A 399-nucleotide genomic window follows, 5' to 3' on the forward strand; every position below is an offset into this window, starting at 1 on the left:
AAATGAAAATTATATTTATATATCTTCAATGGAAACAAGAAAAAGAGTACCGATTAAATTGAGGGATTCAAATAAATACAACAAAACACTTAAAATCAAAATCATAGATAATGTATTGAGAATAAATATTCCATTAGAAGTGGAATCAAAGGAAAATACCAACGAAAATATTATAGGAATAGATAAAGGATATAGATACTTACTTGCAACATCAAATGGAAATCTGTATGGAGAAAAATTGAATTATTATTTAAGTAAAGAAACCGAAAGGTTAAGTGACAAAAATGCTAATCGAAACAGATTTTTCGCACTTAGAAGAAAATACCTCGAAGAAGGTAACACTAAAAAAGCAGACAATATACTTAAAAATAATTTAGGAAAGAAAAAATACAGAAAAAA

1 protein-coding gene is annotated in these 399 nt (G+C 25.3%); it reads left to right on the forward strand.

Annotated features, from left to right (window positions below; all coding sequences use genetic code 11):
• On the forward strand, positions 1-399 hold a 399-nt coding region (locus ACK2WN_RS12310), incomplete at both ends, for a hypothetical protein (RefSeq protein WP_416155703.1).

It is taken from the genome of Peptacetobacter sp. AB800 (assembly GCF_047807365.1).
In the GTDB taxonomy this organism is placed as follows: Bacteria; Bacillota; Clostridia; order Peptostreptococcales; family Peptostreptococcaceae; genus Peptacetobacter.